Raw genomic sequence first — 25,161 nt, 5'->3', positions numbered from 1 at the left:
ACGAAAAAAACATAACACGCAGGCCGGCCGATCCTGGAAATTATTTAGCAATTTCCGGATGAAATTCACGTCCGCGCAACAAAAAGCACGATCGTAATATTTTCACCTATAATCGTCGAACAAATTCAGGACCAGCGCCTTTCCATAACGACAACCGAGAGACAGCCATGCCCCAGCCTGCTTACCCGAAAGCCTTGCAAGATCTGCGCCTGCCCATCATCTGCTCGCCCATGTTCATCGCCAGCGGCCCGGCCCTGGTGGCGGCCCAGTGCAAGGCCGGGCTGGTGGGCGCCTTCCCTGCCCTCAACGCCCGGCCGGCCGAACAGCTGGATGTGTGGCTGACCCAGCTGCAGGCCGAGCTGGCCGAGTGGCAAGAGCAACATCCGCAACGCAAGGTCGGGCCGATCGCGGTCAACCAGATCGTGCACCAGTCCAACGACCGCCTGGCGCATGACGTCGAGGTCTGCGTGCGGCACCAGGTGCCGATCATCATCTCCAGCCTGCGCGCGCCGCCCCGGGAGATGCTGGATGCGGTGCACAGCTACGGCGGCATCGTGCTGCACGACGTGATTTCCATTCGCCACGCCGAGAAGGCGCTGGAAGCCGGCGTGGATGGCCTGATCCTGGTGGCGGCCGGCGCCGGCGGCCATGCCGGCCCGCTATCGCCGTTTGCGCTGGTGGGCGAGGTGCGCAAGATGTTCAAGGGGCCGCTGGTGCTGTCGGGCGCCATCGCCACCGGCGACGCCGTGCTGGGAGCGCAGGCCATGGGAGCGGACTTCGCCTACATCGGCTCGCGCTGGCTGGCAACCAAGGAGTCCAACGTCGACGAGGCTTACCGCCAGGCCATCGTGGAATCGACCGCCGCCGATGTGGTATACACCAACCTGTTTACCGGCGTGCACGGCAATTACCTGAAAAAATCCATCGTCAACGCCGGGCTCGACCCGGACAACCTGCCGGAAGCGGACAAGACCAAGATGAATTTCGGTTCTGGCGGCAGCAGCAAGGCCAAGGCATGGCGCGACATCTGGGGCGCCGGCCAGGGCGTGGGCCTGATGGACGACATCCCTTCGGTGGCCGAAATGGCCGACCGCCTTGAAGCCGAATACCGGGCGGCGCGGGCGCGCCTGGCGCTGTAAGGCGATATCGCCCGGTGCGGCCTGGCTGCCGCGGCAGCGCATGCGCCAGACCGAACCGCCTCGCCGCGATTGAACGCAGCGGCAGGTACGGAGCTCCAAACGGCTTCCCGCCCGCCGCCACCTGCCCCATCCCTCCTCCGCTTGTCCGAATTGTCCGTCGGACAACGCCCTTACTTTCCGCTCAATTTGTAACGTCCGGCACTTCTTCCTGGGCAACCGGTCGTATCAGTTCGCTTCCATCTTTTTGCGCGCGGCGCCATTGCCGCAATCTCCGCCACGGTAATCCGCAACGATGGAAGAAAGTCCAACATTTGACGCGAGGACAACATGACCAGCTTTCTCAGAACCAGAAAAGACCGTCATCCCAAACACGACAAGCCGCGACTGCCGCATGAGCATGACCAGAGCTTCGACCGCCAGGATCCGGCAGACAGCGGCCGCAAGGTGGAACGGCCGGAGATTCGCCAGGCCTACGACGATATCCGCGAAGGCAAGGTCGATACCGACCTGCGCGGCAGCGGCGGCCTGGATGAAATGAACAAGGCTCCCGGACGCGTGGCCGCCGACGCGCCGCGCAAGAAGTAAGGCGCTGCCGGAAACGCCCGGCGGCTCCAGGCAGGCTTTTCCCGCCTGCGCCGGAAAAAGAAAGGCAGCCGGCGATCGTCCGGCTGCCTTTCGCTTTGCTTGCCGCCGGGCGCGGCGCCCGCCCCCGCCTCACAGGCCCGATTGCGCGATCCAGTCCTGGATCAGGGCGAACAATTCATGCGGCTTTTCCATCGGCGTCATGTGGCCGCAATCGGCCACGATCTCAAAACGCGCCTGGGGGATCTGCCGCACCATCTCTTCCGATTCTTCCACCGTGCGCAACTTGTCCTGGTCGCTGGCCACCACCAGCACCGGGCAGCGCAGTTGCTGCAGTTGTTCGGCATTGCTGTCGCGCAGCGTCTGCAGCTGGCGCAGGAACACCTCTTTGCCATTGGACAGCGCCATCGCCTGCAAACGGTCGAGCAGCGCGCGCTCGGCACTGCGCGCGGGATGCAGCGACGAAGCCAGTGCCCGCGACGTCAGGCCCTTGAACGGCGTGCGCTGGGCGATCTCCAGTTGCGCCTTGGTGGCGGCCGACTCCTGCGCGGTCTGCGGACGTGACGAGGTATTGAGCAGCGCCAGGCCAAGCACCCGCTGCGGCGCCTTGAGCGCGATCGCCTGGGCCACGAAGCCGCCCATCGAAAATCCGAACAGGATGAATTTCTCCGGCGCCTGGCTCAGTACCGCGTCGGCCATGGCCTGGATGCCGACCTCCTGGCCCAGGTCGCCGAAGGTGAGCGTGCCCAGCGTGGCGAGGTCGCCCTGCATGTCGTCCCACAGGTGCCGGTTAAGCATGAAGCCTGGCAACAGAACCAGGTTGCGCATGATGTTTCCCCTTATTGCATGAACGATGCGGCGCTGACGCCGGGCATCGGCAAAACCGCCATTTTATTTCTTTTCGCTATCTTGCCTGGGCAGTCGCCAGGAGCCTGCGCCCTATTCCAGCCACTGCGCGCGGCTGCTGCACACGGCAATGGCCAGGCACAGCGCGCCGATCAGCGCCAGGGCTGCCGGCAAGCCCCAGCCATGCGCCAGGAAACCGACCGCGGGCGGACCGATCAGGCTACCGCTGTAGCCCAGCGTGGCCACCGCCGCCAGCGCCGTCGAACCATGCCGGCCGGCGGCGCTGAAGACGAACGGGAACACCGCCGCCACGCCGGCGCCGGCGATGGCGAATCCGAGGACGGCGGGCGCCATGCCCTCAGCCATCACCGCGATGCCCATGCCGAATGCGGCGGCCAGCGTGCCAACGGCCACCACGCGGCGCGCGTTGTAGCGCTCCTTCAGGCGGTCGCCCACCATGCGCATGACCAGCATCATGCCGGCGAAGCCCGCATAGGCCAACGGAGCGCCGCCGTCGCTGGCATGGATGTGATCCTTCATGTAGATGCCGCTCCAGTCGGCGATCGAGCCTTCGACGATGGCGCCGCAAAAACCGATCACGCCCAGCACCACCAGATGGCCGTGCGGGATGGCAAAGATCTTGCGGTGCGGATCGTGCTCGGGACGGTCGTCCGGCAGCGCGTTGTAGGCCATGCACAGCGGCGCCAGGAACAGCGCCGACACCAGCAGGAAATGCCAGACCGGCGTAATGCCCATGCCCGCCAGGGCGCTGGCGACCAGCGCGCCGGTGAAGGTACCCACGCAGAACCAGCCATGCAGCATGGACATGATGGGACGAGCGGCCTCCTTCTCGGCCTGCGCGCCCAGCGCATTGATGGCCACGTCGAAGCAACTGGAGGCGGCGCCATACAGCGCACTGGCGGCCATCAGCGTCCACAGGCCGGGCGCCAGCGCCAGCAGCGGCAACGAGAGCAGCAGCGCCAGCCCCGCATACAGCGTGCTGTGGCGCGCGCCGTAATGGCCGGTCAGCCAGGCCGCCAGCGGGAACGAACCCACCGCGCCGATGCCGCCGCACAGCAGCACCAGCGACAGCGTGGCGGCGTCGAGCTGCAGGATGTCGCGGATGGACGGGATGCGCGCGGCCCAACTGGCATACACCATGCCCAGCAACAGGAAGAACAGCAAAATGGCGATCTGGCGGCTGCGGATGGTCGGCAGGCCCGCGCGTGAAGTGGAAAGCTTGATTGTCATTGATACATCGTGAAGGTAAACTGCTTCGGGATTGCAGCCGCTATTATCCGACATCCGGGGCATCCGCTCCCGGCCGGCGCGCTGCGATATCGCAGGAATCGCATGCCAGACTCAGACTCAAACCCGCACCAAAATCCGATCTACCAGGAAATCATCGATGCGCTGGTGGCCATGCACCGGTTTACCGATGGCTATACCCCGAGCCACGAAGACTGCACCGCGACGCTGTGCGTGAAAATCGCGACACAGCTCGGCCTGCCGCGCGAACGCATCGACGTCTTGCGCATGGCGGCGCAAGTGCATGACATCGGCAAGGCCAGGATACCGCTGGCGCTGCTGACCCAACCCGGCCGCATCACCGACGAGCAATACGCGCTGCTCAAGACGCATGTGCAGGCCGGCTACGACATCCTCAGCAAGATCGGCTTTCCCTTCAACCTGGCCGAGATCGTCTGGTGCCATCATGAATATCTCGACGGCAGCGGCTATCCGCGCGGCGTCACGGCCGAATCGATCCCGCTGGAGTCGCGCATCCTGACGGTATCCGACATCGTCGAGTCGATCTCGGCCGACCGCCCTTACCGCAAATCGCTGGGCATGGCGGCAGCGCTCGACGAGATCCGCCGCCTGAGCGGGACGCGCCTCGACCCGCGCGTGGTGGACGCCTGCCTGCGCGTCTTGGCGCAAGACGCCGCCGGGAACCGAAGCGCGGCCGCCTAAGCGGTACCGGGACCGGCCAAGCGGCGCCGGCCCCATTTGGGCTACACTTGGCGCACATAAAATGAGGCCCCAGGCTTCGGAGACGCCAGCCCATGTCCGCCACCACCGATCCCGCCCCGCGCGATTGCATCCTGCGCCATCCCATCCTGACCGCGCTGGCCTTGTCGCTGGGCACCGCCATCGCCCTGGGCGTGGCGCGCTTTTCCTATGCGCTGCTGCTGGCGCCGATGCGCGCCGACCTCGGCTGGCCCTACCTGGTCGCCGGCGGCATGAATACCGGCAACGCGCTGGGCTATCTGCTGGGCGCACTGATTACGCCATGGCTGATGCGGCGCTACATGGCGCCTCGCGTGCTGATCGGCGGCGCCTTGGCTACCGCATTGCTGACCTTCGTCCCCGGCTTCGTCACCGACACTGCCGCGCAACTCGCGCTGCGCGTGGCCACCGGCATCACCAGCGCCTTCCTCTTCGTCGCCGGCGGCTTGCTGGTCAGCCGCCTGGCGGCATTGCACCCACAACGCGCGGGATTGCTGCTGGGACTGTATTACGGCGGCACCGGCATCGGCATCGCCGTGGCCTCGCTGACGGTGCCGGCGGTCATGCAAGCGGCCGCCGAACACGGCGCGGCGCATCCCTGGCAATGGGCCTGGCTGCTGCTGGGCGCGCTGGCGCTGGCGGCCAGCATATTCATGTCGCTGCCGGCGCGCCATATCCCGGCGCCGGCCGCGCAGGCGTCGGCAAGCGGCAGCTTCAAGCCGCGCAGCCTGATCTTCGGCCTGGCTGGATATTTGTTTTTCGGGCTCGGCTATATCGGCTACATGACCTTCGTCATCGCGCTGCTCAAGGAGCAAGGCATGGCGCCGCAGCGCATCACGCTGTTCTTCACGCTGCTGGGCGTGGCCACCTTCGCCTCGTCGCGCATCTGGGCGCGCATGCTGGACCGCTTTCGCGGCGGCCAGTCGCTGGCCATCCTCAACACGCTGCTGTGCGTGGCCACGCTGATCCCGGCACTCACCAGCCAGGCGGCGGCGGTGTTCGCCTCGGGCATCCTGTTCGGCGCCTGCTTCCTGTCGGCGGTGGCCTCCACCACGGCGATGGTGCGGCACAACCTGCCGCAGGCCGACTGGCCGGCCGGCATCAGCGCCTTCACCATCATCTTCGCCGCAGGGCAGATCGTCGGCCCCACCATCGTCGGCTGGATCGCCGATGGCGCGGGCGGATTGCAACGCGGGCTGGTGTTCTCGGCGCTGACGCTGCTGGCGGGCGCGCTGGTCGCATGGCGGCAGCGCCCGCTGGAAAAGTAACGCCGACTGGCCCTCTCTTCAGGAAAGGTGGCGCTGCAACGCCTGCACCAGCGTGCCGCAAGCCTCGTCGGTACCGATGGTGATGCGCAGGAACTGGCTGATGCGCGCGCTGCCGAAGTGGCGCACGATGATGCCGTCGCCGCGCAGGGCGGCCGCCAGTTTGGCCGCGTCGTGCTGCGGATGGCGCGCGAACACGAAGTTGGCGGCCGATGGCAGCACCTCGAAACCGAGCTGCGCCAGCGAGGCGACCAGCTTCTCGCGGCTGGCGATGACCATGTCGCAGGTCTTCCTGAAATATTCCTCATCCTCGATGGCGGCGGTGGCGCCGGCGATCGCCGGGCGGTCCAGCGGATAGGAATTGAAACTGTTCTTCACCCGCTCCAGCGCATCGACCAGGTCGGCGTGGCCGATGGCGAAACCGACCCGCATGCCGGCCAGCGAACGCGACTTGGACAGCGTCTGCACCACCAGCAGGTTGGGATAACGCTGCACCAGCGGGATCGCGCTGTCGCCGCCGAAATCGATATAGGCCTCGTCCACCACTACCACGCGCTGCGGGTTGCCCTGCACGATGCGCTCGACCTCGGCCAGCGGCAACAGGCAGCCGGTGGGGGCGTTCGGATTGGGGAAGATGATGCCGCCGATGGCGTCGCCGTGGCCGAGATAGTCGTCGGCGCGCAGCGTGAAATCGTCGGCCAGCGGCACCGTCCGGTATTGGACCTGGTACAGGCCGGCGTAGGTCGGATAGAAACTGTAGGTGATGTCCGGGAACAGGATCGGCTTGCCATGCTGGAGCAGCGCATGGAAGGCATGCGCCAGCACTTCGTCGGAGCCGTTGCCGACGAAGACTTCGCGCGCGGTGATGCCATCGGCGGCATGGCGGCGGGCGATGGCCAGCTTGAGCGGCTCGGCATCGGGGTTGGGATACAGGCGCAGGCTGTCGCCCACTTCGCGCGCGATCGCCTCGAGCGCGCGCGGCGACGGCCCGTAGGGATTCTCGTTGGTATTGAGCTTGACCAGGTTGGCGATCCTGGGCTGTTCGCCCGGGGTATAAGGCGTCAGGCGGCTGACGATGGGACTCCAGAACTTGCTCATGGGGAAATCGGCCCGCGAAGGGCAACAGGGAATGGAAAAGGAAACGCAGATGGTAGCAAACTTGGCGCTACCGGCGACAGCTGCCGCGGCAGCATTCAGAAATAGGGCCGGTAGCGCGGGCGGCGCAAAGCATCGCCCAGCGGCTCGGGCGCCGGCTGCAGCGGCGCCGGGCTCAACAGCGCAATGGCGCGCTGGGCGATCTCCGGCGGCAGTCCGATGACATCCTGGCAAGCCTGCGCCATGGCCGCCGCCGAAGCGAACCCGGCTTCGGCGAAGCCGCCGCCGGCGCCGTCCATGCGCGCCAGTTGCGCCAGCACCCTCGCCACGCGCTGCTCGCGCACCAGCGCCCGCAAGGATTCGCCTTCGGCAAACAGGAAGGCGCGCAAACGCGCCGGCGTGACTTGCCACATGCCGGCCACCCGCGCGGCACGCCAGTCGGCGGCGGGATCGTCGAAGATGGCCGCGGCCAGTTTGCGCGTCCACGGCTTGCTGGCGTCGGCGGCGCGTTCCATCTCCGGGCTGGCGTGCGCCTCCAGCGCCAGCGACCACACCGCCGGGCGCGCCTGGCCCGGCGCCAGGCGCGGATGCGCGAGGCAGGAGAAACGCACGAAAGGCGGCACGGTAAAGCTCTCCCCTGCGCGCAACTCGATGGCGACGCCGCCGCTCTTGAGCGTGGCCGCGCCCTTCCACACTTTCACGCGCGCAGGCGCGGCGAAGCGCAGTTCGCGCAGCAGCAAAGTATGGTGGGTGACGATGGCCATGAGCGTTGGAAACGGAATACCGATGATGGATGTTAAGCGAGCGGGCAACCGCAGACTGTCATTGCGGCGACCATGATACGTCTCATAGCGAAGCCATGCCGAAGGCGCGCAAACCGTCGAGGTCGACCACGCGGATGCTCTGGTAGGAAATCTCCACCAGTCCCAGTCCGGCCAGCGTGCGCATGGCCTGGTTGACGCGCTGGCGCGACAAGCCGGTCAGCAGGCCGATCTCTTCCTGCGACAGCTCCAGCACCGGCGAGGTGCGCGGATACAGCATCGGGTGGAACAGCTGGGCGATGGCCAGGGCCACGCGCGCGTCGACGCCGAGCAGGCGCTCGTTCTGCACGGTGGCGATGAACTGGCCCATGCGTTCGTTCAATTGGCGGATCACGAAGGAGTTGAACGGCAGGCTTTCGGCCATCAGGCGGTGGAACGTGTCGGCCGGCACCAGCATGATGTGCGAGGCGCGCACCGCGATCACGTCGTAGCGGCGCGGCTCGCGCTTGATCACGCTGCCCTCGCCGCACCAGCCGCCTTCGGGGACGCCCGACAGCGTGCTGCTGCGCCCGTCCACGCTGTAGACGGCGAGCTTGATCAGGCCCTCTTGCACGCCGATCCAATAGTTGGAAGCCTCGCCGCGCCGGGCGATAAACGAGTCGGCCGCAAAGCGCGCCAGTTGGGCGCTCGCCGCCGCCAATCTGCGGTGTTCGCCGGACAGCGCACAGAACCAGTCGTGCTGCGATAATTGTTGCTCCATCCCCGATGCCGTTGCCAGTCGATATGCGCCGATTGTCGCACGAGCGCCCTGTCGCCCTGATGACAAAGCGCACACGCCATTGGTGCTACCCTGCTCACAGGGCCTTGTTCCCACTCCATCTGCGAGATGCGGAACGGCAGCCATACGAATAATGCAAACGCACCATCAGGAGACAGGCACCATGGCAGATTTCGACACCGGCCTCGGCCGCAACGCCGCCAACTACGCGGCACTCACGCCCATCGATTTCATCGCGCGCGCCGCCGAGGTGTACGGGCAGCGCCTGGCCATCGCGCACGGCACGCTGCGCCAGAACTGGGACCAGACCTACCGCCGCACGCGCCGCCTGGCCAGCGCCTTGCAGCAACTCGGCGTGGGCAAGAACGACACGGTGGCGGCGATGCTGCCCAACACGCCGGCCATGGTGGAATCCCACTTCGGCGTGCCGATGGCGGGCGCGGTGTTGAATGCGCTCAACATCCGGCTCGACGTCGAATCGATCGCCTTCATGCTGCGCCACGGCGAAGCGAAAGTATTGCTGGTCGATAGCGAATTCGCCGGGATGGCGCGCCAGCTCAAGGCGCAGTTGCCGGCGCTGGAGATCGTGGAAGTCCATGACGCGCTGGGGCCGGTCACCGAAGAAGCTTTCGGCGACTGCGAATACGAGGCCCTGCTGGGCGGCGGCGACGAATATTTTGCCTGGCAATTGCCGGCCGACGAATGGGATGCGATCGCGCTGAACTACACCTCGGGCACCACGGGCGACCCCAAGGGCGTGGTCTACCACCATCGCGGCGCGGCCATCAATGCGATTTCCAACATCCTCGAATGGGACATGCCCAAGCATCCGGTCTACCTGTGGACGCTGCCCATGTTCCACTGCAACGGCTGGTGCTTCCCCTGGACGGTGGCCGCGCGCGCGGGCGTGAACGTGTGCCTGCGCAAGTTCGAACCGAAGCTGGTATTCGACCTGATCCGCGAGCACAGCATCAGCCACTACTGCGCCGCACCCATCGTGCATGCCGCGCTGGCCAACGCGCCGGCCGAATGGCGCGACGGCATCCGCGGCCCGGTGCGCGGCATGGTGGCGGGAGCGCCGCCGCCGGCCGCGGTGCTGGCGAAGATGGAGGCGATGCAGTTCGAGCTGGCGCATGTATATGGCCTGACCGAAGTCTACGGGCCGGCGGCCGTGTGCGCCGAGCAGGACGACTGGGCCGGCAAGACGGTGGACGAGCGCGCGGTGCTGAAGTCGCGCCAGGGCGTGCGCTACCACCTGCAGGCGGGCGTGAGCGTGCGCTCTCCCGACACCATGCAACCGGTGCGGGCCGACGGCGAGGAAATCGGCGAGATCATGTTCCGCGGCAACATCTGCATGAAGGGTTACCTGAAGAACGACAAGGCAACGCAGGAAGCCTTCACCGGCGGCTGGTTCCATACCGGCGACCTCGGCGTGGTCAACCCCGACGGCTACATCAAGATCAAGGACCGCAGCAAGGACATCATCATCTCCGGCGGCGAGAACATTTCCAGCGTCGAGGTGGAGGATGTGCTGTACCGCCATCCGGCGGTGCTGGCCGCGGCGGTGGTGGCGCAGCCGGACGAGAAATGGGGCGAGACGCCATGCGCCTTCGTCGAGTTGAAGGATGGCGCGCAAGTCGATGCGCAGACCCTGATCGATTTCTGCAAGGGCCACCTGGCCGGCTTCAAGGCGCCCAAGGCGGTCTACTTCGGTCCGTTGCCCAAGACCTCCACCGGCAAGATCCAGAAGTTCGAACTGCGCAAGCGCATGAAATCCGACAGCGCCATCGACGTCTGAAGCGATGGCGCGCCGCGCTCAGCCCTTGGCGCGCTTGCGCACGGCGATGTGATAGATGCCCCAGGGGCACAAGCCGAAGCGCTCCGTCACCGGGCGCGCGGCCATCTCGGGAAAACGGTCGGCCTCGTACACCGCCCACAGCGGCCCCAGCCCGCCCAGCGGCATCGGCTTGCCGTCCAGATGGGTGGCGACGATGAAACGGTACTTCAAGGCATCCTCGCGCGGCACCATCACGGCATAGCCGTCGATGGCGCGCAAGACATAGCCCTCGGCGTCCGGATCGGCGCCGGCCGCGCGCATCACATCGGCCAGCAGCGGGCCGCGCAGCGCATGGCGCTTGCCGTCGTATTCCAGCGTGGGGCGGATGCCGACCGCGGGCAGCGCCGCCAGCGCGGCGAAGTCGAAGGTGCGGGCCTTGTCGAATTCCAGCTTCTGCTTGTGCATCATCTGGTCCAGCGCGGGATCGATGGGGCCGCGGTTGGGCGCGGAAATCTCGCCGGTGACCGTCAGCAGCACCGGGCCGGACGGCGCCGGCTTGCTGCCGGCGGCCATGGCCGGCACGGCCGCCGCAGTCGCCAGCGCCGACGCGGCGGTACGCAGGAAATCCCTCTTCTTCATGTTCCTCCTCTCAATGGCGTGCCCCGGAAACCGGCTTATCCGGCGCGGCGCCGGCATTGTAGGGCTTGCCGCCGTCAGGGCCGGCAAGGGGCGTCTCCGCGGCTTCCGCCGCTATTGGGGCGGCGGCGGCCGGATAACCCTCATACGTCTTCAACGGAACCCAGCGCTGTCCCTGCCCCTGGTAGACCGTGAAGACGGGAATGCGCGGATCGCCGTCGGGCTCAAAAGCCACCGTCCCCGTCAATCCCTTGAAGACGATCTTGTGCAGCGTGTCGATGAGCGTGCGCGGATTGGTGCTGTTGGCCTGGCGCATCGCCGCCACCAGCACCTGCACGGCATCGTAGGCAAACGGCGTCGTGCCGTAGATATTGAGGCCGAAGCGCTGGTGGTATTCCTCCTCGAACCGCCGCCAGCCCGGCATGTCCCGCGGTGGCATGCCGGACTCGATAGCCACCACGCCGTTGGCCGCCGAGCGCGCGGCGATCAGGTAAGTGGCCCCGGCCACGCCGCTGGAGGCCAGCAAGAGCCGCATGCCGCCGCCTTCCTGCTGGATCAGCTGGGTCAGCAATACCGCCTGTGCGCTGTAGCCGCCGAAGAACAAGGCCTCGGCGCCGCGCCGCTTCATCTCGCGGATCATCTGCCGCAAGTCGCTGGTGTAGCTGATGCGTTCGCGCCCGACCACCGTGATGCCCGCCTGGCGCGCATACTCGGTGACGCTGGTGGCCAGGCCGATGCCAAACATGGACTCGTTATCCACCACCCCGAGACGGCGGATCCCCATGCTCCGCGCCGCGTAATCGACCAGGTTGGCGGCCGCAAGGTCATCGCGTCCGACCATGCGGAAAAATCCCTCGTTGCCCTGTTCGCTCAGCGACGACGCGCTCGCCGCCGGGGTGAGCATGGGCACGCCGGCATCGGAATAGATCTTGGCAACGGCTTGCGCGGTGGTGGAGTTGGACGTGCCGATCACCGCCACCACCCCGGCCTGCAGCAATTGCCTGGCGACCGCCACGGCGGTCTCGGGATCGTTGCGGTCATCCTGGCGCAACAGGCGGAAAAAGACGCGCTGGTTGCCGATCCTGATTTGCTGGCGATTGATCTCGCCCAGCGCCATGTCGGCGGCGTTGGCCATGCTTTTGCCGAACGTCTCCGACACCCCGCTCAAGGCACCGGAAAACCCGACCAGCACGACCCGCGCCTGATCGTCGGCATCCGGCGCGGCCAGGCCCGGCAGCGGCAACAGGCAGGCGAGCACAACCAATGCGATACGTCGGGCAAAACAATAAACACGGGACATGCACATCTCCAAACCCTGCCGGCAGCGCGCCTGGCAGTTCGCAAGGCTGGCGGCCGACTTGAAAAAGCAAGAAAGGTAGCTGCTGGGTAACGGCAAGAATACGCCCAGGGAAAATATTTTGGAAATATCGAAGTGGATCGAAATAATATTGCTTTCCGAAAACAAAAACGGAGCCGCAGCCCTAATACCGTTCCGTTAAAGCTAATTCTGAAGCACTCATCCCTCCTATCCCGTTCGGGCTGAGTAGGCCCGCCAGGGCCGTATCGAAGCCAGCGTATCAGCGTGCCAACCTTACCGATCTTGCCTGCCCTTCGATACGCTGCTGCGCAGCTACTCAGGGCGAACGGGGTCTGGGCTGCACAAACAAAAATGCCGTTCAGCGCTTAACTGAACGGCATGAGAGCCGCAGCCCCGTTCTTGCCCTTCTCCGCCCATGGCATGGGCGGCAACACATCGCGACTGCGTCAGTCGCGCGGAGGGCGTCCGCGCCAGTAGCCGGCCAGCAGCGAACCCGAGAGGTTATGCCAGACCGAGAACAATGCGCCCGGCAACGCCGCCACCGGCGTGAAATACAGCTTGCCCAGCGCCGCCGCCAGGCCGGAGTTCTGCATGCCGACCTCGATGGCCAGCGTACGGCAGATCGCCTCGTCGAAACCCAGCAAACGCCCGCCCCAGTAACCGCCCAGCAAACCCAGGCCGTTATGCAGGATCACGCCCGCCAGCACCACCAGCCCGACCGAGGTAATGCTGGCCTGGCTGCCCGCCACCACGGCCGCGATGATCAGCAGGATCGCCACCATCGACACCAGCGACAGGTAAGGTTCGATACGGCGGATGAAGCCGCCGGCGAAGATGTTGAGCACCAGGCCGACCACGATCGGCACCACCACGATCTGCACGATGGACATCAGCATCGCATGCGCGTCGAAATGGATCGACGCGTCCACATACAGTTCGGTGAGCATCGGCGTGGCGAACACCGACACCAGCGCCGACAGCGTGGAGATGGTGACCGACAGCGCGACATCGCCGCGCGAGAGATAGATCATCACGTTGGAAGCGGTGCCGGAAGCGACGCTGCCCACCAGCACCATGCCGGCGGTGAGGTCGGGCGGCATGCGCAGCGCCTTGGCGATGATCCACGCCGCCAGCGGCATGACCAGGTAATGCAGCACGATGCCGGCGGCCACCGGCGCCGGGCGCTTGATGATGCGCTTGAAGTCATCGACCGTCAGCGTCACGCCCATGGTCAGCATGATCAGGGTCAACAACTGGGTGACATATTTGCCGATCGGCGTGAAGGTCGGCGGAGTGAAATAAGCTGCCGCCGAAAGCAGCAGCGCCCACACTGGAAACAGGCGGGTAATGGTTGCGAGCATGATGGAATCCGGATGAGTAATTACTGTCCCCGTCTTTCGTGAAAGACATGGGAGGCGCGTTTAGTTTAGTTATAGGAAGATCGCGGGTTGCGCGGACAACAGACAGGCAGGTTCGGCTCGCACCCGATGCGGCGGCGGCCTCTTCTCGTTATCACGCCTTGTGGGCGCAAGGACGGGATTTTACCCGCCTGCGGAAAATCCTGCCGGCGCCGGCGATTGCCTGCCGAAACCGCAACGCGCCGGAAGTAAGCGCCTGGCGTCGACTCTCAGGAAACCTTGTCGCACTTGAACGTGATCAGCGCCTTGGGCGGCAAAAAAAACACCACGCCCTCGGAACGCTCGCTGCCAACCACCCGCATGCGTCCGCCCAGGTTCTTGCAATAGGCATCGGCCTGCTGCAACCCCTGGATAGCCACGCCATCGTTGCCATGCCAGCGCGAGCTGGCGGTGAGCATGTAGGTATCCTGGCCCAGCTGCGTCACTGGCCCGGACGAAGCGCACGCCGCCAGCAGCAACGATGCCGCCATCCCATATCGCTGATTCATCGCCGCTCCCACGGTGTTCTTATGTTCGACGATGTTAGCGGGGCACAGCGATGACGTCATGCGTTCCTACAACTCTTTACATTGGAGAAAGGACACCGAAGAAAAATCGCGAACCCCAACACCGAAGCCGCAGGCGAGCCGGACACGAAGTCCGCTTCTGACCAGCCTCTCCCGGCGCTCCCCTCCGACCGGAGAAAGAAAAGCATAAAGCCAGTACACCAACACGCAGCAAGACCAGACTACCCCCAAAAAACAAAAACGCCGCTAAACATCAGCGGCGTCTCCATCAAAGCAAAACAAAAAAATCAGCGAGTAACAGGCTTATAGCGAATCCGCTTAGGCTTGGCAGCCTCCTCACCCAACCGCTTCTTCTTGTCCGCCTCATACTCCTGATAGTTGCCATCAAAGAAGCTGACCTGCGAATCGCCCTCAAACGCAATGATGTGGGTAGCGATACGGTCCAGGAACCAGCGATCGTGGGAAATCACCAGCACGGTCCCCGCAAACTCCAGCAAGGCATCTTCCAGCGCCCGCAAGGTTTCCACGTCAAGGTCGTTGGACGGTTCATCCAGCAGCAGCACGTTGCCGCCCTGCAGCAGGGTCTTGGCCAGGTGCAGGCGGCCGCGTTCACCGCCGGACAGGTTGCCGACGATCTTCTGCTGGTCGCCGCCCTTGAAGTTGAAGCGCCCCAGATAGGCGCGCGACGGCATTTCGAAACGCCCCACGGTCAGGATATCGGCGCCGCCGGCGACATCTTCGAACACGGTCTTCTTGTTTTCCAGATCCTCGCGCGACTGGTCCACCAGCGAAATCTTGACGGTAGGGCCAAGCACCAGTTCGCCGCTGTCGGGCTGTTCGCGGCCGGCCAGCATGCGGAACAGGGTCGACTTACCGGCGCCGTTGGGGCCGATGATGCCGACGATGGCGCCGGCCGGGATCTTGAAGTTCAGGTTGTCGATCAAGAGGCGGTCGCCGTAGCCCTTGCTGACGTTCTTGAACTCGATGACTTCATTGCCCAGGCGCTCGGCCACGGGAATGAAGATTTCCTGGGTCTCGTTGCGCTTCTGGTATTCGTGTTCGGAGAGTTCGTTGAAGCGCGCCAGGCGCGCCTTGCTCTTGGCCTGGCGGCCCTTGGGGTTCTGGCGCACCCATTCCAGTTCCTTGGCGATGGTTTTCTGGCGCGCCGATTCGCTGGCCTCTTCCTGCTTCAGGCGGGCTTCCTTCTGCTCCAGCCAGGATGAATAATTGCCTTTCCACGGAATGCCGTGGCCGCGGTCCAGTTCCAGGATCCACTCGGCGGCGTTGTCGAGGAAGTAGCGGTCGTGGGTGATGGCCACCACGGTGCCGGGGAAGCGCTGCAGGAACTGCTCCAGCCAGTCCACCGATTCGGCGTCCAGGTGGTTGGTCGGCTCGTCCAGCAGCAGCATGTCGGGCTTGGACAGCAGCAGCTTGCACAGCGCCACGCGGCGCTTTTCGCCGCCCGACAGCACGCCCACCTTGGCATCCCACGGCGGCAGGCGCAGCGCGTCGGCGGCCATTTCCAGCTGCTGGTTCAGGCTGTTGCCGTCGGCCGCGGCGATGATCGCCTCCAGGCGCGCCTGCTCGGTGGCCAGCGCGTCGAAGTCGGCATTCTCCTCGGCATAGGCGGCATACACCGCGTCCAGCTTGGCCTGCGCCTCGAACACCTCGCCCAGCGCGCTTTCCACTTCCTGGCGCACGGTCTTGTCGGCGTCCAGTTGCGGCTCCTGCGGCAGGTAGCCGATGTTGAGGTTGGGCATCGGGATCGCCTCGCCTTCGATCTCGCGGTCGATGCCGGCCATGATCTTGAGCAGGGTCGACTTGCCCGAGCCGTTCAGGCCCAGCACGCCGATCTTGGCGCCGGGGAAGAAGGACAGCGAGATGTCCTTCAGGATCTGCCGCTTCGGCGGCACGATCTTGCCGACGCGGTTCATAGTGAATACGTATTGAGCCATGTTTACGATGCCAAAGAAAGAAATGATGGATGTGCTAGGCGGTTTGCGCACGGGTGCGCCAGAAGCGCCACAAGCCTTCGGCGGAGTATACCGCGAGCGCCAGCCAGATCACGCTAAAACCGACCGCGCGATCGCCGGCGAAGGACTCGCCGTAGATCAGCACGCCAGTCAGCAACTGGATGGTGGGCGAGATGTATTGCAACAAACCCAACAACGACAATGGAATGCGGCGCGCTGCCTGGGCGAACAACAGCAGCGGCACCGCGGTCACCGGCCCGGACAGCGCCAGCAGTAGCTGCGCGCCAGGCGAGGCGGTGAGAAAACTGTTGCTGCCGCGCCAGGTATCGACGCCCAGAAAAACCAGCACCAGCGGCAGCATCATCAGCGTCTCCAGCGACAAGCCTTCCAGCGCGCCCAACGGCGCGGTCTTGCGCAGCAGGCCATAGAGCCCGAAGGTGGCGGCGATGATCAGGCCGATCCAGGGCAGGCTGCCGTTGGCGATGGTCAGCCACAGTACCACCCCCAGCGCCAGGACCACTGCCAGCCACTGCAGCGGCCGCATGCGTTCCTTCAGGAGCAGGTAGCCCAGCAAGACGCTCACCAGCGGGCTCATGAAGTAGCCCAGGCTGGTGTCGACGATGCGCCCGGCGTTGACCGCCCACACATACAAGGTCCAGTTGCCCGACAACAGCAGCGCCGACAACAGGAAACCGAGCAGCACGCGCGGTTGTTGCGCGGCCCGCTTGAGCCACGCCCACTGGCGCCGCCACAGCAGCACCCCGGTGAGGAATATGAAGGACCAGAACAGGCGATGGATGACGATATCGAAGGAGGGAATCTCCTTGAGCATCTTGAAGTAAAGCGGGAACAGTCCCCACAGCAGGAAACTGGAGATGGCGTAGAGCATTGCGGCGCAGGAAATCGGAAAAAAACCGGGCCTTGTTATGGTTGGCGTAGCTGCCCGATGAGAGGCGACATTATTGCAGGATTCGCCCTTTTCGGCTGGCCGCCGGTCAATCCGCCGCCGCGGATGCCGGCAGGCGCACCTCGATGCGCCCGCGCAGCGCCACCACTTCGCAATCCTCCTCGTGCGCCACGCCCGGCCTGACTGGTCAGACCGCGACAACAGGATCAGCAATTAGCGAGCCAAACGCCGGCGAACCATGGCGCGGGAAAATGCGGGGAACGATGCGGCGGATGCCGGCCATCCAGCGCCAAGAATGTGCGCGCCGGGGAGGGCGTGCGCCAAGTTGGGAATGCCGCGGGCGCGGCGCGTATCCGCCGCCCGCAAAAGAAAACGCCGCTGTCACCAGCGGCGCTCACCCCTTCAACCCCGGATCGGTTCAGGTCATCGCGGCGCCACCGCCGGCGCCGCAGTCTCATGCTTGGCCACCAGGTGATACAGCAGGAACGCCGATATGCCGCATACTGCCATCACCGTCACCAGCGGCAGGGCCGTGCCGTCGTGCCACAAGCTCATCGCCACGCCCGACAGCACGCCCATGCCGAATTGCAGCGTCCCCATCAATGCCGCCGCGGTGCCGGCCTGGCGGCCCTGGTGCTTCAAGGCGACGGCCGTGGCGTTGGGGCCGGTGAAACCGTAGGAGGTAAGAAAGCCGAAGAAGCCGACCAGCAGCAGCGGCAGGCTTTCCTGGCCGGCCGCCACCATCAGCGCCACGAACAGCGACAGGCCGGCCGGCAGCCACAGCACGCGGCCCAGCACGCGCTCGGCCGAACGCTTCATCACCAGCCGCGCATTGACCTGCGAGGCGGCGATCAGGCCGATGGCGTTGGAAGCGAAGACGAAGCCGAAGTACTGCGGCTTGATGCCATGCAGCTCGATGATCACGAACGGGCCGCCGGCGATGTAGGCGAACATGCCGGCCTGCACCAGGCCGCCGCACAGCACATAGGCCATGAACTGCTTGTGGCGCAGCAGCCCCCAGTACTGGCGCAGCGTGCGCCCCAGGTGCAAGGGCTCGGCCTGATGCACGTCGACGGTCTCGGTCAGGTACTTGCGGGTGCCGACCAGGCACAGCAGGCCGAAGATGGTCAGCACCACGAAGATGCCGCGCCAGCTCGCCATCACCAGCATGATGCCGCCGATGAACGGCGCCAGGATGGGCGCCAGGCCGAACACCAGCATCAGCATCGAGAAGGCCTTGGCCGAACCTTCGGCGCCCATGCGGTCGCGCACCATCGCGCGCGGGATCACCATGCCGGCGCTGCCGCCCAGGCCCTGGAAGAAGCGCAGCACGATCAGCGTCTCGATGTTTTGGGCGAAGATGCACAGCAGCGAGCAGATGAAATACAGCGTGATGCCGAAGAACAGCGGCGGCTTGCGGCCGAAGCGGTCGGACAGCGGGCCGTAGAACATCTGGCCCAGCGCCAGGCCGACCAGGAACGTGGCCAGCGTGAGCTGGACCAGGTTGGTGCCGACGTTGAGGTCTTGCGCAATGGCGGTGAAACTGGGCAAGTACATGTCGATGGCCAGCGCGCCCATCGCGGTGAGGGCCGCGAGCACCGCCAGCCATGGGGGAAATTTGCCCGTTGAGAGCGATGTGTCTTGCGAGGTTTCTTTGATGCTCATGGGAAATCGGTAGGACGGCCTGCGGACGGCCGGTGAAGTGAGTCGGTCATTATAAGTCCTCAGCCATTTTCCTTCAGGCAAGGGAAACCGGACGTGCGCTGACACAGGCCTGACAACTGGCCCAAATACGCGCCGACATGCAAAGAAACGCAAGGCGACGGCCATTGCCTGAACCAAAGATACCGTGCTGCATCATACCTTGATGCCAACCACGCCGAGGACAAGCAAATGACCATACGCCGTGAAGCAAAAACGCACTGGACCATCGAGGATATCGATTTCGCACGCATCGACACCGCGCGTGCCCGCAAGGATGAGAATCTGTTCTACCTCGTGGCCTGCGCTTCCTTCGTCGAAAGCGGCTCCGACCTCTATACCCACAACCTGGTCGAGTATTACCGCGGCGACGATGAGGTGGAAAGCTGGCTGCGCGAACAATGGGAGCGCGAGGAACTGCAGCACGGGGCCGCGTTGCGCGCCTATGTCGCATATGTATGGCCGGAGTTCGCATGGGAACGCGCCTACGCGAGCTTCCTTGATGAGTATTCGCAATATTGCAAGGTGGAACTGCTGGAATCCACCCGCGCCCAGGAGCTGGCCGCCCGTTGCGTGGTCGAGACCGGCACCGCGACTTACTACCGGGCGCTGGCGCGCGCTACCGATGAGCCGGTACTGAAACAACTGGCCGGGCTCATCGCCAACGATGAGGTGAACCATTACAAGCACTTCTACCAATACTTCCGGCGCTACCGCCGCCTGGAGAAGATCGGCCGTTCGCGCGTGCTCGGCACGCTCGGCCGGCGCACGCTGGAACTGAAGAACGAAGACGCCGACTGCGCCATCCGCCATGTGGTGAAAGCGCACCGCCCGGACCTGGCGGCCGACCCGGCGCGCCTGAAGGAGCTGGCATCGCGGATGAGCCGCACGGTGCGCATCAACCTCAAGCCGGAAACTACGATCAAGATGATCATGCGGCCGCTGGAGCTGCCCGTCATGGTGCAGAACATGATCGAGTTCCCGATCCGCCAGTTCATGCGGCACGTACTGCTGCGCTGAACCGCCTCACTCCCGCCTCGCCGGCATGACAATGGCCATGCCGGCCCGCCGCGCGCCCCAACTTCGCGCACGCGTCAGCGCCAGCTTGGTGAAAGCGCTGGCCGGATCCTGGCCTTGCCGACAAAACTTCCCATATTTGGTGCGTAAATTTACGCCCATTGGCAACATTGTTGCCCCTCCCTCGCCCTCCCCCGCCCCGCTTTGATGCATGCGGCCACCCGCGCCCCATCATTGGCACGCATTCTGCTAAAGCGACAAGGCAGTCAGAAAAACTCTTCCAACTCTATTCTCTGAGGGAGCAACCATGTCACGTCGTACCGTACTGAAAGCAACTGCACTTGGCGCATTCGCACTGGCCGCATCGTCCTGGCTTCCGTCCGCCTTCGCTGCGGACACCATCAAGGTCGGCATCCTGCATTCCCTCTCCGGCACCATGGCGATCTCGGAAACCTCGTTGAAGGACGTGGCGCTGATGACCATCGATGAAATCAACGCCGCCGGCGGCGTGATGGGCAAGAAGCTGGAACCGGTGGTGGTCGACCCGGCATCCAACTGGCCGCTGTTCGCCGAAAAGGCGCGCCAGCTGATTTCGCAGGACAAGGTCTCGGTGGTGTTCGGCTGCTGGACCTCGGTGTCGCGCAAGTCGGTGCTGCCGGTGTTCAAGGAATTGAACAGCCTGCTGTTCTACCCGGTGCAGTATGAAGGCGAAGAGTTGGAGAAGAACGTGTTCTACACCGGCGCGGCGCCGAACCAGCAGGCGATCCCGGCCACCGAATACCTGATGTCGAAAGAAGGCGGCGGTGCCAAGCGCTTCGTGCTGCTGGGCACCGACTATGTCTACCCGCGCACCACCAACAAGATCCTGCGCGCCTTCCTGCACAGCAAGGGCGTGAAGGATTCCGACATCGACGAGGTCTACACCCCGTTCGGCCACTCCGATTACCAGACCATCGTCGCCAACATCAAGAAGTTCGCGGCCGGCGGCAAGACCGCGGTGATCTCCACCATCAACGGCGACTCCAACGTGCCGTTCTACAAGGAGCTGGGCAACGCCGGCCTGAAGGCGACCGACGTGCCGGTGGTGGCGTTCTCGGTGGGTGAAGAGGAACTGCGCGGCGTCGACACCAAGCCGCTGGTGGGCCACCTGGCGGCCTGGAACTACTTCGAATCGGTGAAGAACCCGGTCAACGCCGCCTTCATCAAGAAGTGGAAAGCCTATGCCAAGGCCAAGGGCCTGCCCAACGCCGACACCGTGGTGACCAACGATCCGATGGAAGCGACCTACGTCGGCATCTACATGTGGAAGCAGGCGGTGGAAAAGGCCAAGTCGACCGACACCGACAAGGTGATCGCGGCCATGGGTGGCCAGACCTTCAAGGCGCCGTCCGGCTACACGCTGGAAATGGACAAGACCAACCACCACCTGCACAAGCCGGTGATGATCGGCGAGATCAAGGCCGATGGCCAGTTCAACGTGGTCAACAAGACCAAGGGCACGATCCGGGCGCAACCGTGGAGCCCGTATATCCCGGGCAACGAAGGCAAGCAGAAGATGTAATTGCAGTCATGGCGCTGGGGTGCGCCTGCGATACGCGGCTACGCCGCTACCCAGTCCGAACGGGACCTGTTATACCCACCGCCCGTTCGGACTGGGCAGCCGCAGCGCGGCGTATCGAAGGCGCGCCGCCAGTCCAGCGGTCACACCCACCACGACAAAACAGCCGCTTCCCGCTGTGCCTGCCGCCCGCCGTCCGGCATATCGCCCTACGTCCGGCAGCGCCGGGACCAGAACCAAAAATGAAAACAGCCTTCAAGCTCTTACGCGCGATGCTCGCGATGTGGCTCTGCGCACACGCGCTGGCCGCCGGCGCCGCCATCGCGCCGGATCTGTTGAAACCCTTGGGAGGAGACGATCCCGATGCCCGCATCGAGGCGGTCAACAAGATTGCCGCGCTCGCCAATGATGACGCGGCGAAGATCCTCAATGCCCTGAACAGCGACGCGCTGTACGCCACGCCGGCCGGCGAGGTGCTGATCGTCGACGATGCCGGCAACGCCTTCAACCCGGCCACCGGCCAGAGCGGCCCGGCGCCGGACGATGCCGAAGGCATCACCGTCAACAACCGCCTGCGCGGCGCGGTCGAAGGCGCGATGTCGGGACTGAAACTGCTGTCCCAGGAGCGCAACATCCGCCTGGCGGCCGCTGCCGACCTGCTCAAGAATGCCGATCCGGCGCAGCTGCCGCTGATCGAAAAGGCGCTGGCCAAGGAAACCGATCCGCAGATCAAGGACGTGCTGCAGCAAGTGCAGGCCACCGCCAACCTGCATGCGCCCGATCCCGCCACCCGGCGCGCCGCGGTGAAAACCCTGGGCGACACCACCAACGCATCGCTCAAACCCGCGCTGCAACAGATGCTGGCCAAAAACCCCGACGGCAGCTACCTCGAACCCGACGAAGGCGTGCGGATCGAAGCCGTGCGCACGCTGGCGGCGCTGGAGCGCCACCTGTCGATCGTCGATTTCGCCGGCAAGCTGTTCTACGGCATCTCGCTGGGCAGCGTGCTGCTGCTGGCGGCGCTGGGCCTGGCCATCACCTTCGGCCTGATGGGCATCATCAACATGGCGCACGGCGAGCTGCTGATGATCGGCGCCTACACCACCTATGTGTGCCAGCTGGTGTTCCGCAAATACTTCCCCGGCGCCATCGACGCTTATCTCGTGGTGGCATTGCCGGCGGCATTCATCGTCGCCGGCGCGGTCGGCATCGCGCTGGAGCGCCTGGTGATCCGCTGGCTCTATGGCCGTCCGCTGGAAACCCTGCTGTGCACCTGGGGCATCAGCCTGATGCTGATGCAGGGCGTGCGCTCCATCTTCGGCGCGCAGAACGTCGAGGTCGCCAACCCGAGCTGGATGTCGGGCGGCGTCACCGTGCTGGGGTCGCTGGTGCTGTCCTACAACCGCATCGTGATCGTGTTCTTCGCGCTGTTCGTGGTGTTCGCGGTGTGGCTGATCCTCAACAAGACGCGCCTGGGCCTGTTCGTGCGCGCGGTCACGCAGAACCGCCGCATGGCCGACTGCGTGGGCGTGTCCACCGGCAAGATCGACATGATGACCTTCGGCCTGGGCTGCGGCATCGCCGGCCTGGGCGGCGTGGCGCTGTCGCAGCTGGGCAACGTCGGCCCCGACCTCGGCCAGGGCTATATCGTCGACTCTTTCATGGTGGTGGTGCTGGGCGGCGTCGGCCAGCTGGCCGGTACCGTGATCGCGGCATTCGGCCTCGGTGAAGTCAACAAGTTCCTGGAACCGGTGGCCGGCGCGGTATTGGCCAAGATCGCCATCCTGGTATTCATCATCGTCTTCATCCAGAAGCGTCCGCAGGGACTCTTCGCACTCAAGGGAAGGAGCGTGGAATGAACGCCATGATCATGCGACCCTCTTTATTTTCCAGGCCCGCCTGGACCGGCATCGTGGTCTGCACCGTGATCCTGGCGCTGCTGCCGCTGTGCAACCTGGCCTTCCCCGAGGGCAGCGCGCTGCATGTGTCGGGCTACACTATCGCCCTGGTCGGCAAGTTCATGTGCTATGCCATGGCGGCGCTGGCGCTGGACCTGGTGTGGGGCTATACCGGCATCCTGTCGCTGGGCCATGGCGTGTTCTTCGCGCTGGGCGGCTATGCGCACGGCATGTACCTGATGCGCGCCATCGGCCGCGACGGCGTGTACCAGAGCGACCTGCCGGACTTCATGGTGTTCCTCAACTGGAAGGCCTATCCGTGGTACTGGTGGATGACCGAGCACTTCTGGTTCGCCATGCTGCTGGTGGTGCTGGTGCCTGGCCTGCTGGCGTTCGTGTTCGGCTATTTCGCCTTCCGTTCGCGCATCAAGGGCGTGTACTTCTCGATCATCACGCAAGCGATGACCTTCGCCTTCATGCTGCTGTTCTTCCGCAACGACACCGGCTTCGGTGGCAACAACGGCTTCACCGACTTCAAGCGCATCCTCGGCTTCACCATCACCGCGCCGGGCACCAAGGCAGCCCTCTACCTGGTAACGCTGGCGCTGCTGTTCGGCGCGCTGTTCCTGTGCCGCCTGATCGTCACTTCCAAGCTGGGCCGGGTGCTGCAGGGCGTGCGCGATTCCGAGTCGCGCCTGATGTTCATCGGCTACAACCCGCTGTGGTTCAAGCTGTTCGTGTGGACGCTGTCGGCCGTGATCTGCGGCATCGCCGGCGCCCTCTACGTGCCGCAGGTGGGCATCATCAACCCCTCGGAAATGTCGCCGGCCAACTCGATCGAGATGGTGATCTGGGCCGCGGTGGGCGGACGCGGCACGCTCCTGGGCCCGATCATCGGCGCGTTCACCGTCAATGGCCTCAAGAGCTGGTTCACCGCGGCTTTCCCCGACCTGTGGCTGTATGCGCTGGGCCTGATCTTCATCCTGGTCACGCTGTTCCTGCCGCAGGGCATCGTCGGCTTGATCCAGAAACTGAAAAAGCGCGACGCGCCGCCCTCGCCAGCCGGCGAAGGCGAGGCCGCGACCAAGGAGGCAGCATGAGCGCAATCGAACCGGGCAAGGCGCCCAGCGCCCCGGCCGGCATCGGCGGCTTGGGCGGCAATGTCGACACGCCGCACGCCGACCACGGCACGTCCTACGAACGCATCAAACCCGAAGGCGTGGACACCATCCACGGCGCCATCCTCTACCTGGAAAACATTTCGGTCGTGTTCGACGGCTTCCGCGCCATCAACAACCTCAACCTCGACATCTCGGTGGGCGAACTGCGCTGCATCATCGGTCCCAACGGCGCCGGCAAGACCACCATGATGGACGTGATCACCGGCAAGACGCGGCCGACCGCCGGCACCGCCTTCTTCGGCCAGAGCATCGACCTGACGCGAATGACCGAGTACGAGATCGCGCACGCCGGCATCGGCCGCAAGTTCCAGCGTCCTACCGTGTTCGAGCAGCACACGGTGTTCGAAAACCTGGAGCTGGCGATGAAGATGGACAAGCGCGTCAAGACCACGCTGTTCGCGCGCCTGTCGTCGGAACAGATCTGCAAGATCGAGGAGATCCTCAAGCTGATCCGCTTGAACGGCCAGGAAAACCGCCTGGCCGGCCTGCTCTCGCACGGCCAGAAGCAATGGCTGGAAATCGGCATGCTGCTGATGCAGGAACCGCAATTGCTGCTGCTGGACGAACCGGTGGCCGGCATGTCCGACGCCGAGACCGTGCGCACCGCCGAACTGTTGAACGAGCTGCGCGGCAAGCATTCGATCATGGTGGTGGAGCACGACATGGGTTTCGTCGAGGAGATCGCGCAGGGCGGCAAGGTCACGGTGCTGCACGAGGGTTCGGTGCTGGCCGAAGGCAACATGCAGCAGGTGCAGTCCAACGAACGCGTGATCGAAGTCTATCTGGGGCGTTAACACT

At 64.9% G+C, this 25,161-nt stretch carries 22 protein-coding genes; 10 read left to right on the top strand and 12 right to left on the bottom strand.

Going from position 1 to position 25,161, the window contains the following annotated elements:
• Positions 1-167 precede the first annotated feature (167 nt).
• Together FB598_RS05390 and FB598_RS05385 are read left to right on the top strand one after the other, a co-directional pair.
• A complete protein-coding gene (locus FB598_RS05390; protein ID WP_141914134.1) occupies positions 168-1,139 on the top strand; it encodes a nitronate monooxygenase family protein in 972 nt (323 codons plus the stop codon).
• 327 nt (positions 1,140-1,466) lie between these two features.
• Positions 1,467-1,724 carry a hypothetical protein gene (locus FB598_RS05385; RefSeq protein ID WP_141914135.1) on the top strand — a complete coding sequence of 86 codons (258 nt, stop codon included), beginning with the start codon at positions 1,467-1,469 and terminating at the stop codon, positions 1,722-1,724.
• 129 nt (positions 1,725-1,853) lie between these two features.
• Here FB598_RS05385 and FB598_RS05380 read toward each other — a convergent pair whose 3' ends face one another.
• Together FB598_RS05380 and FB598_RS05375 are read right to left on the bottom strand one after the other, a co-directional pair.
• Positions 1,854-2,549: an alpha/beta fold hydrolase gene (locus tag FB598_RS05380; protein WP_141914136.1), complete on the bottom strand. Its 696-nt coding sequence runs from the start codon at positions 2,547-2,549 to the stop codon at positions 1,854-1,856.
• 111 nt (positions 2,550-2,660) lie between these two features.
• Entirely contained in the window at positions 2,661-3,818 is a 1,158-nt protein-coding gene (locus tag FB598_RS05375) for an MFS transporter (RefSeq protein WP_141914137.1), read from the bottom strand.
• Positions 3,819-3,920: 102 nt separating this feature from the next.
• Between FB598_RS05375 and FB598_RS05370 the strand changes: the two genes are divergently transcribed.
• Positions 3,921-4,538 carry an HD-GYP domain-containing protein gene (locus tag FB598_RS05370; protein ID WP_141914138.1) on the top strand — a complete coding sequence of 206 codons (618 nt, stop codon included), beginning with the start codon at positions 3,921-3,923 and terminating at the stop codon, positions 4,536-4,538.
• Positions 4,539-4,630: 92 nt separating this feature from the next.
• A complete protein-coding gene (locus tag FB598_RS05365) occupies positions 4,631-5,842 on the top strand; it encodes a YbfB/YjiJ family MFS transporter (protein WP_141914139.1) in 1,212 nt (403 codons plus the stop codon).
• 18 nt (positions 5,843-5,860) lie between these two features.
• Here FB598_RS05365 and hisC read toward each other — a convergent pair whose 3' ends face one another.
• The 3 genes from hisC to FB598_RS05350 form a co-directional block, all read right to left on the bottom strand.
• Entirely contained in the window at positions 5,861-6,937 is a 1,077-nt protein-coding gene (gene hisC, locus FB598_RS05360) for a histidinol-phosphate transaminase (RefSeq protein WP_141914140.1), read from the bottom strand.
• Between the two features lie 95 nt (positions 6,938-7,032).
• Entirely contained in the window at positions 7,033-7,698 is a 666-nt protein-coding gene (locus tag FB598_RS05355) for a hypothetical protein (RefSeq protein ID WP_141914141.1), read from the bottom strand.
• 82 nt (positions 7,699-7,780) lie between these two features.
• Complete coding sequence (locus FB598_RS05350) at positions 7,781-8,455, bottom strand: Crp/Fnr family transcriptional regulator (protein ID WP_141914142.1); 675 nt, start codon at positions 8,453-8,455, stop codon at positions 7,781-7,783.
• Between the two features lie 181 nt (positions 8,456-8,636).
• Here FB598_RS05350 and FB598_RS05345 point away from each other — a divergent pair, with 181 nt between their 5' ends.
• Positions 8,637-10,271: an acyl-CoA synthetase gene (locus tag FB598_RS05345; protein ID WP_141914143.1), complete on the top strand. Its 1,635-nt coding sequence runs from the start codon at positions 8,637-8,639 to the stop codon at positions 10,269-10,271.
• An 18-nt stretch (positions 10,272-10,289) separates the two neighbouring features.
• Here the strand turns inward: FB598_RS05345 and FB598_RS05340 are convergent, their stop codons facing one another.
• The 7 genes from FB598_RS05340 to FB598_RS05310 form a co-directional block, all read right to left on the bottom strand.
• Positions 10,290-10,889 carry a molybdopterin-dependent oxidoreductase gene (locus FB598_RS05340; RefSeq protein WP_141914144.1) on the bottom strand — a complete coding sequence of 200 codons (600 nt, stop codon included), beginning with the start codon at positions 10,887-10,889 and terminating at the stop codon, positions 10,290-10,292.
• Positions 10,890-10,899: 10 nt separating this feature from the next.
• Positions 10,900-12,186 (bottom strand): branched-chain amino acid ABC transporter substrate-binding protein, encoded by a 1,287-nt coding sequence (locus FB598_RS05335; protein ID WP_255463841.1) that lies wholly within the window; start codon positions 12,184-12,186, stop codon positions 10,900-10,902.
• A 464-nt stretch (positions 12,187-12,650) separates the two neighbouring features.
• Positions 12,651-13,565 carry a bile acid:sodium symporter family protein gene (locus FB598_RS05330; protein WP_141914146.1) on the bottom strand — a complete coding sequence of 305 codons (915 nt, stop codon included), beginning with the start codon at positions 13,563-13,565 and terminating at the stop codon, positions 12,651-12,653.
• Between the two features lie 266 nt (positions 13,566-13,831).
• Complete coding sequence (locus FB598_RS05325; protein ID WP_141914147.1) at positions 13,832-14,110, bottom strand: hypothetical protein; 279 nt, start codon at positions 14,108-14,110, stop codon at positions 13,832-13,834.
• 305 nt (positions 14,111-14,415) lie between these two features.
• Positions 14,416-16,083 carry an energy-dependent translational throttle protein EttA gene (ettA, locus tag FB598_RS05320; protein ID WP_141914148.1) on the bottom strand — a complete coding sequence of 556 codons (1,668 nt, stop codon included), beginning with the start codon at positions 16,081-16,083 and terminating at the stop codon, positions 14,416-14,418.
• A 34-nt stretch (positions 16,084-16,117) separates the two neighbouring features.
• Positions 16,118-16,990 carry an EamA family transporter RarD gene (rarD, locus tag FB598_RS05315; RefSeq protein WP_141914149.1) on the bottom strand — a complete coding sequence of 291 codons (873 nt, stop codon included), beginning with the start codon at positions 16,988-16,990 and terminating at the stop codon, positions 16,118-16,120.
• A 441-nt stretch (positions 16,991-17,431) separates the two neighbouring features.
• Positions 17,432-18,673, bottom strand: a complete 1,242-nt coding sequence (locus FB598_RS05310; protein WP_141914150.1) for a Bcr/CflA family multidrug efflux MFS transporter — start codon at positions 18,671-18,673, stop codon at positions 17,432-17,434.
• 228 nt (positions 18,674-18,901) lie between these two features.
• Between FB598_RS05310 and FB598_RS05305 the strand changes: the two genes are divergently transcribed.
• The 5 genes from FB598_RS05305 (at position 18,902) to urtD (ending at position 25,157) form a co-directional block, all read left to right on the top strand.
• Positions 18,902-19,729, top strand: a complete 828-nt coding sequence (locus FB598_RS05305) for a ferritin-like domain-containing protein (RefSeq protein WP_141914151.1) — start codon at positions 18,902-18,904, stop codon at positions 19,727-19,729.
• Between the two features lie 304 nt (positions 19,730-20,033).
• On the top strand, positions 20,034-21,287 hold the full coding sequence (urtA, locus tag FB598_RS05300; RefSeq protein ID WP_141914152.1) for an urea ABC transporter substrate-binding protein: 1,254 nt from the start codon (positions 20,034-20,036) through the stop codon (positions 21,285-21,287).
• 239 nt (positions 21,288-21,526) lie between these two features.
• Entirely contained in the window at positions 21,527-23,143 is a 1,617-nt protein-coding gene (gene urtB, locus FB598_RS05295; protein ID WP_141914153.1) for an urea ABC transporter permease subunit UrtB, read from the top strand.
• Complete coding sequence (urtC, locus tag FB598_RS05290) at positions 23,140-24,282, top strand: urea ABC transporter permease subunit UrtC (RefSeq protein WP_141914154.1); 1,143 nt, start codon at positions 23,140-23,142, stop codon at positions 24,280-24,282. The genes urtB and urtC overlap by 4 nt, the downstream gene beginning before the upstream one ends.
• Positions 24,279-25,157, top strand: a complete 879-nt coding sequence (gene urtD / locus FB598_RS05285; RefSeq protein WP_141914155.1) for an urea ABC transporter ATP-binding protein UrtD — start codon at positions 24,279-24,281, stop codon at positions 25,155-25,157. The genes urtC and urtD overlap by 4 nt, the downstream gene beginning before the upstream one ends.
• Positions 25,158-25,161: the final 4 nt, after the last annotated feature.

Origin of the sequence: Herbaspirillum sp. SJZ106 (assembly GCF_006715495.1) — a bacterium.
Taxonomy (GTDB): domain Bacteria; phylum Pseudomonadota; class Gammaproteobacteria; order Burkholderiales; family Burkholderiaceae_D; genus Herbaspirillum.
This window is presented reverse-complemented; position numbering and strand designations above follow the sequence as displayed.